10 protein-coding genes and 3 pseudogenes are annotated in these 10,200 nt (G+C 47.9%); 3 read left to right on the forward strand and 10 right to left on the reverse strand.

From position 1 onward, the window contains the following. Window positions 1–143: 143 nt before the first annotated feature. Window positions 144–266: pseudogene (locus DK207_RS15320) on the forward strand (helix-turn-helix domain-containing protein); the annotation flags it as partial. Between the two features lie 91 nt (window positions 267–357). On the opposite strand, the gene DK207_RS15325 reads toward DK207_RS15320, so the two are convergent. The 5 genes and pseudogenes from DK207_RS15325 to DK207_RS15345 all read right to left on the reverse strand — a co-directional run bounded on the left by DK207_RS15325 (window position 358) and on the right by DK207_RS15345 (window position 3,846). Next, window positions 358–777: a PaaI family thioesterase gene (locus tag DK207_RS15325; protein WP_000029507.1), complete on the reverse strand. Its 420-nt coding sequence runs from the start codon at window positions 775–777 to the stop codon at window positions 358–360. Between the two features lies 1 nt (window position 778). Next, window positions 779–1,243, reverse strand: coding sequence for a PaaI family thioesterase (locus tag DK207_RS15330; protein WP_000378064.1), 465 nt, complete (start codon window positions 1,241–1,243; stop codon window positions 779–781). A gap of 56 nt (window positions 1,244–1,299) precedes the next feature. Then, window positions 1,300–2,271 carry a BtrH N-terminal domain-containing protein gene (locus tag DK207_RS15335; RefSeq protein WP_000186299.1) on the reverse strand — a complete coding sequence of 324 codons (972 nt, stop codon included), beginning with the start codon at window positions 2,269–2,271 and terminating at the stop codon, window positions 1,300–1,302. Then, window positions 2,268–2,894: a TetR/AcrR family transcriptional regulator gene (locus DK207_RS15340; RefSeq protein WP_000952904.1), complete on the reverse strand. Its 627-nt coding sequence runs from the start codon at window positions 2,892–2,894 to the stop codon at window positions 2,268–2,270. Before DK207_RS15340 ends, DK207_RS15335 begins: the two co-directional genes overlap by 4 nt. An 83-nt stretch (window positions 2,895–2,977) precedes the next feature. Beyond that, a pseudogene (locus DK207_RS15345) lies at window positions 2,978–3,846 on the reverse strand (metal-dependent hydrolase). A 654-nt stretch (window positions 3,847–4,500) separates the two neighbouring features. Between DK207_RS15345 and DK207_RS15360 the strand changes: the two are divergent. After that, window positions 4,501–4,731, forward strand: a complete 231-nt coding sequence (locus DK207_RS15360) for an IS5 family transposase (RefSeq protein ID WP_004656998.1) — start codon at window positions 4,501–4,503, stop codon at window positions 4,729–4,731. A 38-nt stretch (window positions 4,732–4,769) separates the two neighbouring features. On the opposite strand, the gene DK207_RS15365 is transcribed toward DK207_RS15360, so the two are convergent. The 3 genes from DK207_RS15365 to DK207_RS15375 all read right to left on the reverse strand — a co-directional run bounded on the left by DK207_RS15365 (window position 4,770) and on the right by DK207_RS15375 (window position 7,961). Continuing rightward, window positions 4,770–5,984, reverse strand: a complete 1,215-nt coding sequence (locus DK207_RS15365; RefSeq protein ID WP_001193555.1) for an NAD(P)/FAD-dependent oxidoreductase — start codon at window positions 5,982–5,984, stop codon at window positions 4,770–4,772. Between the two features lie 86 nt (window positions 5,985–6,070). Next, complete coding sequence (locus tag DK207_RS15370) at window positions 6,071–7,564, reverse strand: cytochrome P450 (protein ID WP_001089493.1); 1,494 nt, start codon at window positions 7,562–7,564, stop codon at window positions 6,071–6,073. Between the two features lie 76 nt (window positions 7,565–7,640). Further along, window positions 7,641–7,961 (reverse strand): 2Fe-2S iron-sulfur cluster-binding protein, encoded by a 321-nt coding sequence (locus DK207_RS15375; protein ID WP_000078398.1) that lies wholly within the window; start codon window positions 7,959–7,961, stop codon window positions 7,641–7,643. A gap of 139 nt (window positions 7,962–8,100) precedes the next feature. On the opposite strand from DK207_RS15375, the gene DK207_RS15380 reads away from it, so the two are divergent. Next, a complete protein-coding gene (locus DK207_RS15380; RefSeq protein WP_035270176.1) occupies window positions 8,101–9,162 on the forward strand; it encodes an AraC family transcriptional regulator in 1,062 nt (353 codons plus the stop codon). A 240-nt stretch (window positions 9,163–9,402) separates the two neighbouring features. On the opposite strand, the gene DK207_RS15385 is transcribed toward DK207_RS15380, so the two are convergent. Together DK207_RS15385 and DK207_RS15390 are read right to left on the reverse strand one after the other, a co-directional pair. Next, window positions 9,403–9,756 carry a recombinase family protein gene (locus DK207_RS15385; RefSeq protein WP_009516421.1) on the reverse strand — a complete coding sequence of 118 codons (354 nt, stop codon included), beginning with the start codon at window positions 9,754–9,756 and terminating at the stop codon, window positions 9,403–9,405. Between the two features lie 117 nt (window positions 9,757–9,873). Continuing rightward, window positions 9,874–10,092: pseudogene (locus tag DK207_RS15390) on the reverse strand (ATP-binding protein); the annotation flags it as partial. Window positions 10,093–10,200 lie beyond the last annotated feature (108 nt).

Below are 10,200 nucleotides of genomic sequence, written 5' to 3' on the forward strand. Positions count from 1 at the left end.
ACATCAATTTAACTGGGGATTATCTATGGCGAAGCAAAGCCAAGATAGGTGGTGGAAAATTTAGGCCATTGCGCGCAATTGAAAAACCTTAGCGTGCTATATTTTCCGTTTCCTGAGACGACCCCTACAAGGGCCGTAAGCCGTCACTGACTCCTGAACAAGTGGCTCTGCTGCATCAACGTCTTGAATCTGGCGACTACAAAACCAAGCGAGCATTGGCGAAGGAGTTTGGGATTTCTGCGCCAACGCTGTATCGGTATCAGTAGTAGTTCCAGCTATTTGATATTATTTGTCTATCTATTGAAAATTTTTCTGAGTAAAACAGGGTCGGCATCCTGAACTGAGCTTGCTCCAATTTTATTTGCTGCTAACCGTAAACAGGAATCGACCGATACAAACCAACTTGCCATCAAGTAGTAACTGAACCGATACTGTCGTAATGCGCCGACCCGCACGAACAATACTGGGGACTGCCTGTAACGTACCTATAAATGCTGGCCGCAGGTAATCAAAGGTCATCGTGGAGCATAAGGGCAGCTCATTATCACCACGCTGACGGGCAAGATAGGCGGCGGCGGCCACTTCACCAAAACTCGCGAGAATGCCGCCATGAAACGTGCCAATCATCGGGTTGCCGATATGCGAATCACGAAAGTCCATAAAGTACTGTATTTCTCCATGTTGCATTTCCTCACGAAAACCTAGAAAATCGACAAAAGGCTCGTCACACAATTTTAGTGGGGGTGTTTCCGCGCTCATCTGATTTACTATACTCATATCACTCGCCTCGCGCTTCATTGCTGTCAAAAGAGGGTCCCATCGTGCCGATTGCGAAAGAACCAGTGACAGTAGCCAGTAGCTCACCACTGTCTTCTGCAACCGCTCGGCCCGTGATAAAGGCCACCGTATCGGTTCTACCAATGCAATCCACTATCGCCTTTAAACCTACCGCAGAGGGAATACGTCGCAAAAAATCGACACGCAAATCAATAGTGGCAATCGGCTCTAACGACCGCAATGACGAAAAAATAGATAAGCCGCAAGTCGTATCCAGCAGCGTCACCAAAGCCCCTCGATGCAGTGAGCCTTTACGGTCAGAGAGTTGCTCAGAGAAGGGCATCGTCATCTCGGCATGACCATCGCTCACTGCACCAACACTAATATTGAACATATTGAATAAAGGGTGATTAGTACCAAAAAACGCCTTAGCCATGGTCAGGTGTGCCGTGTTATTACTGTCCATTTTTGAACTCCCGCCATTGCTGGCTGATTTTATTGCGAAAAAATTAGCGGCACGTCTCAAAGTGCAAGGGCGGCATCTGTATAATTACGTTCGGCCTGCATCACCGCCACAATGGCCTCTTCAATGGCGGCATATGGAAAGTTTGTGCTTTCCGAGGCAGACTTCAAACACATGGCTAATGCCGTCCATGCTTTTTCGCAAGCCCTCATTAACAGGGGCAGTCGATATTGCTGTACACTTGCGTCATAGTGAACCGCTTCATCAAGGAATTCAGCGTACATTTTGCGGAAGCCGCCGCCACCTGTGCCACGCTTTTCAATAATTTGGTAGGCAAATCGGGTCGTCCAGTGCCAATCGCCTGTGGCTCCCCAACGACTCAGTTCGGCCAGCCATGTTTCCAGTGCCGATATGCCACTCACAGCTAATGACTTGGCGTTGTCATGGATGACACCGGTAATCATCTCGGGGGTAATTTCGCCTTGAAACGCGGTGGGCGTGAACATATTGCCATAGTGAATAAATGGGGGCTGTGTAGAAAAACGTGCGCGGGTCAGTGCCTCTCGCGTCACCGACAAAACACTCGGACGCTCGGTATCGGTGACAAATACCGCACCTGTCTCTGGATTTCTCGACCAAGCGGCTATGGCGTGACCGGGAAAGTGCGTGCTGCTGTTGAAGTAAGGTAAATAAAAAATATCCGTCAGCAACAGGGTGGGGTGACCCGCATCCAAACATTTCTCCAGCGCGGTGGCTGCCGATTCGGGTGACTCGAAGGTTTGCCACTCAAAGGGTATACCGATACTTTCAAATACGCGCGCTTCAAACCCCAAAGACCGCACATGCACTAAAAATGGCACAGGGGCGTCAGCCATTTCCAAATAGGTCACGCCAAGCCCTGAGCCTAATCCAAAGCACATGGCCTCGGAAATATTCAGCCCATTAAACTCGAGCAAATCACGAATTGCGGAGCTGCCACAATGCCTCCCGATGGCGTGCGTGATACGGGATGGAGTCTTATAGTTGGTCACAGGTTTTTTGCCTCTTCGTGAAAATCTGGATTAAGGATGCCTCTTGTCATCATCTGCCATATCGCATCCGCGATCTGTTCAAGATTGTACTTACCATTTTCTTTATACCAAGTGGCAGCCCAGTTTATTGCTCCTAGCCCAATCAGTCTTAACAGATCTGCATCCACATCGTTTCGGATACAACCATAAGACTGCAGATCATCAAGAATTGTCTGCCAATATCGCTCGTATCTGTCTCTCTCAGCAATAATCTGCTCACGTGCGACTCCATGTACCGAGCGCCACTCAAACAACAACACATAAACCATATCGTCACCCGACATAAGGATATCGACATGTGTCTGCAGTGCCGATTGCATTTTTTTGAGTGGATCTTGAATCGCGGAAGTCGCCTCAACAATCCTGTAAATAGTTCTCTCAATAGCAAGCCGCATCATATCAACCAAAATATCGTCTTTACTACGATAGCGGTAATGCAGACTGCCTGGAAGAATACCACAAGCACTGGCAATTTCTCGCACACTGGTACGCTCAAAACCCTTTTCTCGAAACAGCTTGGCAGAAGCGGCTAATACTCTCTCGCGGTCAGCAACTTCGACTCGCGTAGATTCACTACTCAACATAGTTTGACTCATAACATTATATCAATAAGACAGGTTACTCGACTTGGTCAAGTCGAGTCGAGTCTTTCACGGTCTCTCCTGATCTATACAGCTTTTGCAATGGGGACATTAAAAACAATTCGTGACGCTTCCATAGGGTCTTGATGCTTATCATATTCAGCCAGCCAAGAATTAACCTTTTCTGGGATTTCGGTGTCGCTAGGATGGAAACCTGGCTTAAACCAGTCCAGATAGCGTGGAATAAGTCTGGTAATCAGGCCACGTGGTCCATAGAGGCGATAAAATCCCTTAGCAAGCACCAATGGCTGACCTTGTAGTTTGTCAATTTTCAACATATGCCAAAGAACTGAGCCAACCACCGCATGTACCAGTAGCGTTCCGATAATCAAAGCAGATGCGCGGGTGAAATACCCCCACCTGCCGCTGTTTCGTAAACATCAAAGGCTACTGTTTTGTGTTCGACTTCTTCTACCCCATGCCACATGAACATGGCACGCATTGCGGGATGAGCATTCTTGAACATCTCACCCTCACCCTCCATAGCACCCTCGCCTAGTACAGCAGTAATATGTTCAAAGGCAGCTGTCATGGCCAACAGATACTTGGCGGGCAGGTGTTTTTGGGAGAGCCGAATAAATAATTTGAATCTTGCGATGACCTTTTCGACATGAATGCCTTGCGACTGCATCACCGCATTATACTGGTCATGCACAATGCCATGTTGCGCTTCTTGGCGAAAAAAGTTTTTGATATCTTCTCTCAGTTTAGGATCTGTGACCAGATCCTGATAGTTACGCACCGACTGAATAAAAAAACGCTCTCCATCGGGGAAGTGAATAGAAAGTGCATCAAAGAAGCGTGTTAACACCGGGTCACCGTCGTTCCAAAAAACTGGAACATCACTTAAATCAAACCGCGGCTTACGTGGCTGGATATTGATCATATGAGTCATGGCGAGAGTTTCCTTGTAAAGGCATCGAATGTCTGTAAACCTGCTATCACATTTGACCTTGAGCAATATTTTTCACCTTGGTCAGGCACAGCAAATATCACACAAGAATTCAACGGGTATTGGTCAAATGACCAAATGCATATTTTGAATATATTGGTCGATTGACCAAATGTCAAGCCTGTCCTCAAAATTTGATAGAATGAGTTAACAACGCAGCAGGTGAGCCAGATCATCTTTGACATCGAATATAGCTACCAGACCTTTTGGCAGAGGTGTTTTTTTAATGTTAGTTTTTTTACATTAGAGTGTGTTGACGTTTGAAAATATTGATTGCAAATTGGAGGCAGACTCAGAGAATTAAAGCTCTCCCCATCCGAGTCCACCATGCCACGCTTTATGCTGAACGACCAACATTGAGCAAAGATTTCTCCTATGCTCAAGCAACAGGACATTGATCACAAACCAAATTTACGGCTCACCGTAGAAGCCATGCTCTACAGAATGTGGGTGAAATGTCCATGGCTAGACCTACCTCCTGACTGAGTTTGGTCAGCAGCCTAATCTCTACAAAAGATACAACGACTGGTCAGCAAAAGGTTTTTTCCAAAGCATACTCAGGGTTTTATCTACTGACTCTGATATAGAGTAGGGGTTATGGATAGCAATTACGTCAAGGCACATCAACATAATGCACGTGCTGCAACTCACGATCAGGAGGCGATTGGCTTAAGTCGAGGTAGCAAGACAAGTAAGATCCATCTTGCCGTAGATGGGTATGGATTACCCATCGTGTTTGCGATCACGGGTGGTGAATTACACAAAGCCAAAGCTGCACCTGACTTGCTCTCACAGGTATCTATCGATGCCATTCTGATTAACATCTGAATCAGCGTAATGCAAATCTAGCCTGATGTAGTTTTAAGCTACCCCATCAACGCCTGTACCGCAATCGACTCATCCGCCAACCGCAGTGGATCGACCGCCGTACCAGCCGTGATCAGCTTTTTGCTTAGCATAAACTCCTGCGGACGATTCACACAATCCGCCGCAATCAGGCGACCCGCCTGCAAATAAAACGCTGCAAAGCTACGCCTTTGCTGCACATCACCCCGAATCACGATCTGATCATACCCCTGACTGAGTCCCGCAATCTGCAACTTTAGATCATACTGATCTGACCAAAACCAAGGCAAACTCTTCGAGGTCCGCTGTAAGCCACACAAGGTCGCCGAGGCAATTTTGGCCTGTTCATTGGCGTTTGGTACCGACTCCAAGCGCATCCGCCGCTGATAAATCGGATTAAACGCATTGGCACAATCCCCGATGGCCACAATCTCTGGCGCACTGGTACGGCAATACTCATCAATCACAATACCATTGTCCACCTGCAAGCCCGCGTCCAGCGCCAACTCGATATTCGGTACAACCCCGACCCCGATGATCACCAGATCTGCATCGAACATCGAACCATCGGCACACAGCACCGCTTGCGCCCGCCCCTCACCCGTGATCGCCGTGACCGACACACCGGTATGAATCGTCACACCCTGTTCGCGATGAATCCGCGTATAAAAGTCCGACACTTCCGGTGCAGTTACCCGCTGCAAAATCCGCTCGGCGGCTTCCAAGACCACCACCTGCATGCCCTGCTCGGTCAATGCGGCGGCTGTTTCAAGACCGATATAGCCACCACCGATCACCACTGCTTTGCCGTTGGGTTGTACAAATGGCTGGATAGCCTGTACATCGCTGATATTTCTAAGATAATGCACACCTGCCAAATCAGACCCAGCCAGCGACACCGTCCTGACTCGTGCACCGGTACACAGCGCCAACTGGTCATACGCAAGCGTACTGCCATCTTGTAGTGTCACGCTGCGCGCTGCCCGATCAATCGCAACCACCCGCCCGTGCCGAAATTCGATCTGATTTTTTTGATAAAAAGCGGCTGGCCGAATCAATAACTCATCGACCAGTTGTGCACCGCATAAAAAGGTCTTGGACAACGGCGGTCGATGATACGGCAAATACGGCTCATCGCCGATCACCACAATCTCGCCCTGCCAGCCATCTGGCCGCAGACTTGCCGCCAACTGCGCCGCAGCATGACTTGCGCCAATGATGACGATTGTTTGCATATGAATTCACTCAGTTCATGGTTGATGCACAGCATCAATTGTTGCCGACGACAGTTGCAAAATGCCTCTGTCGCCTATTTTGATACCTACGCTTTGGCAGTCAGTTTGACCATCATCTTGGCATAGCCGCGCACAAAGTTAGATTGCACAATTTCTGGCTCACCCAAAACCTCAATATTTTCAAAACGCTGAAGCAGCTCTTCCCATAAGATTCGCAACTGCATCTCGGCCAAGCGATTACCCATACAGCGATGCACACCAAAACCAAATGACAGATGATTACGCGCACCTTTACGATCAATGATCAATTCATCAGGTCGCTCAATCACTCGCTCATCGCGGTTGCCAGAAACGTACCACATCACCACCTTGTCGCCTTTTTTGATGGTCTGACCGTTAAGCTCTACATCTTGCTTGGCAATCCGACGCATATAGGCCAGCGGGGTTTGCCAGCGAATAATTTCGGATACCATGTTCGGGATCAAGCTCGGATTGTTTTTGAGTTTGACGAACTCATTTGGAAACAGGTTAAGTGCGTATACCCCACCCGTCATCGAGTTGCGTGTGGTATCGTTGCCGCCGACAATTAGCAAGACCAAATTGCCCATAAACTCCATCGGCCGATAAATCAGGTCTTTAGTCGCTTCGTTTGACTGCATCAAGCTGATCAAATCATAGCCCATTTCAGCGCCTGCAGATTTTTGTGCGGCTTTTCTATGCCATAACTCCGCAAAATGCTTTGCTGCATCGACTGCTGCATCAAAAATCTCATCCAAATTTGTCACTGTCCCACCTGTGGCCTCCGCAGTGCCAGCCATCAAGTCTGACCATTCAACCAATTTGTGCCGCTTTTCGTATGGGAAATCAAATAATGTTGCCAACATACGGGCTGTCAGCTCAATCGAAACATTCTGCACCCAATCAAACGGCTGATCCGTTGGCAACTGATCCAAAACCTCTTGCACGCGTAGCCGAATCAAACCCTCTAGCTCTTTGAGATTTTTTGGTGCGACTACATCCTGTACGGCCTGCCGCTGCACATCGTGCTTGGGTGGGTCCATTGCAATAAACATTTCAGCATCTAACCCAGGAGGGGTGTTGCCAATCGCGATCACAGGTTCAGCTGAAAAAATCTCATGATTTTTATCGACATAGACAATATCATCGTAACGCGTGACCGACCAAAATGCCCCAAACGGACTGTTGGCTTGATAATGTACCGGTGCTTCATCACGCAGCCGCTTAAAGTAAGACTGCCATTTTTTTTGCTTGTATAAAAATGGGTTGCTAACATCAATCTCAGCAAGTGCCAGTGTTGCAACTTCTGGAATCGGTTGCTCGATAAATGCAGGAAATTCTTGCACGTTAAACACACGGAATTTGGCTTTTTGCATCCACTGAATGCCGCGAACCTGCGTGTGCAATGGGACAAAACGGGTCACTTGACCATGCAAAAACTGCTTGCCCGTTTGAAACTGCTCATTAGACTTGACTTTATCCGTAACCGTGGTTGCTACGTCTGCAGCGGTGCTGGTGACAGTTTGGGTTATTTTCTCAAAAATTTCTGCGACTGAGTTCATGATGGTCTCCTGACTGAGCATCGTTGACGAGGTGTGTTTGTTAAGGCGGTTGATCCGCTGGGTTACAGCTGACGTGTTACATCTGAAACTCAGGCAGATGTACCGTCATGCCATCCATTGCATCGGTCACTTGGATACAACACGCCAAACGTGAGGTGGCAGCACGCTCTGGGGTCATTTCCAACATCTGCTGCTCATTCGCTTGTGCCGTACCCGCAACATCCGACCACTCAGCACTGACAATCACGTGGCAGGTACCACAGGCGCATTCGCCACCGCAATCCCCATCAATTCCGGCAACACCGTTTTCAACCGCCAACTGCATTAGTGACTTACCCGCTTCGATTGCAACGCTGGTTTGTGCACCATCGTGGGCAATAAATGTAATTTGGCTCATGGCTACGACTCCGATTTGGCTTAATTTCACTGTTCAAGCTCAAGATTACGCACTCTCTGCGGTTCTGTAGAGGTTATTATTTGACAAATAGAGGTCATAAAAAGACAATATTACCTCGTCAGCCAATAAAGCATATTCCATGTATCAGACTCACTCAGGCAAAGAACCCGCGATCATTCCGTGTAGCTATACCCGTTTGATCGGTCGAGAACTGGACTTACAAGCGCGCGATCTGCCGAAATTATTAAAATTCACTGCGCTGACCACTGAGCAACTGATGCGTGATGACACCATGATCACGGCCAGCCAACAAGCTCAGATCCTGCAAAACAGCATAGATCTATCAACATCTGAACAGTTCGGTTTGCGCTTGGGTCAGCGCCTAACTCCCTCAACGCATGGTGCGATGGGCTTTTTAATTAATAGTAGCCCGAACTTGCTAGCCGTGTTACATGCGTTTCAGACATTTTTGCCGACGCGTATAAGTTTGATGCGACTTGAAGCACATACCGATGCTGCGTGGACGAGCTGCATGATTTTTTTTGAGCAAACCCTGAATAGCGCAGTACATCGGCTACTGTCCGAAACCGTTGCAGTGATTTTTTCGGAATGTGCCGAATTTATTGTTGGACGACCGCTGACCGAGGCGGTGATTCAGTTTAGCCATCCCGCCCCCGATCATCATGCCTGTTACGCGGATTATCTTGCCGGTACCTATCAGTTTGATCAGCCACAACTGTCGATCCGAGTGCCGACCGAGTTGTGCTTGATTGCCAATGCATCCGCGCAGCACGATAGCTATCTGCTGGCGATGCAACAATGCGAAATGATCCTCAACCGGCTCAAGACCCAACAACACAGCACCACCTACCAAGTGCAAAAAGCCATGCTGTCCTATCCGCTCGGGCAACTGAGTGAAGAGGATCTGGCTGCAGCCTTGTTTATGAATAAGCGTACGCTGGCCAGACGTCTGGTCAAAGAGAACACGAGTTACCGGCTGATTCGAGATCGGATTTTATCTGAGAAAGCCAGTAGTTATTTACATGACCCTCAAATATCGGTCGAGGCAATTGCCAGCTTACTGAATTACCACGACTCTGCTAATTTTCGGCGCGCGTTTAAACGCTGGTTTGGTGTATCACCAAGTGCTTATCGGCGAAAAATCACCCATCGGCAAGAAGAAAATGACCTGAGAGAATGAGGTTGTTCGTATGATTGTTAATACGTTGAAACATCAATACGCCCTAGAAAAATACCTTAAAACGCTATGTCAGAGATGGCAATCATATGGCAGCCCTCCACTTCCAATCCGATAACCTCAACTCAACCCAACGCTTGCAACCCGCTGTGAACTCTGTAGAGGTTTTAATTCCCATTGCAGCCCATCCACCGTCAATGTCTTCAGTTAGGGGTCGTCTCAGGAAACGGAAAATATAGCACGCTAAGGATTTTCACTCCGACTTCTTTTAACGATATCCAACACGGTATTTTTGCTTAGATTGACCAGCCGACCGACTTGTCGATAAGAGTGTCCAGCAGACACCAACTCCAACACTTTAGGTGCCAGACGATCTGACTTGGTACGTTGACCAGGACGACGACCAAACACAACGCCACGCGCTTGTGCCGCTGCTACACCAGAGCGCACACGTTCACGTAGTAAATCTCCCTCAAACTCTGCTAATGCAGACATCACAGAAGCCATGAGCTTTCCCTGAGATGTGGAAAGGTCAAACTGCAAACCTGTTTGTGCCACCAGAGATACCCCGAAATGCCCAAGATTGTTGACGCTCACTTAATATTGACCAGCGATGCTCGTTGAATATTGACCAGGCATTTAAGCAATGTAGCGTACTACACTGCTGTGGATAAATCGATCAATTGCTGTTGCTTTTTCTTCACTGATCGACGGTTAAAATAACTCTCCTTTCTCTGCTTCTCGTTTCTTTATACGCTGCTTGGCTTCCTCCGTGCTTTGCTTAAAACGATAGGATTCATTACCCGTTTCGATGATATGGCAATGATGAGTCAGTCGATCCAGCAGTGCAGTCGTCAACTTAGCATCACCAAATACATTGCTCCATTCCGAGAAGCTCAAGTTCGTCGTAATGATAGGGGTCGTCTCAGGAAACGGAAAATATAGCACGCTAAGGTTTTTCAATTGCGCGCAATGGCCTAAATTTTCCACCACCTATCTTGGCTTTGCTTCGCCATAGATAATCCCCAGTTAAATTGATGT

This window comes from Acinetobacter haemolyticus (assembly GCF_900406815.1).
Classification (GTDB): Bacteria; Pseudomonadota; Gammaproteobacteria; order Pseudomonadales; family Moraxellaceae; genus Acinetobacter; species Acinetobacter haemolyticus_A.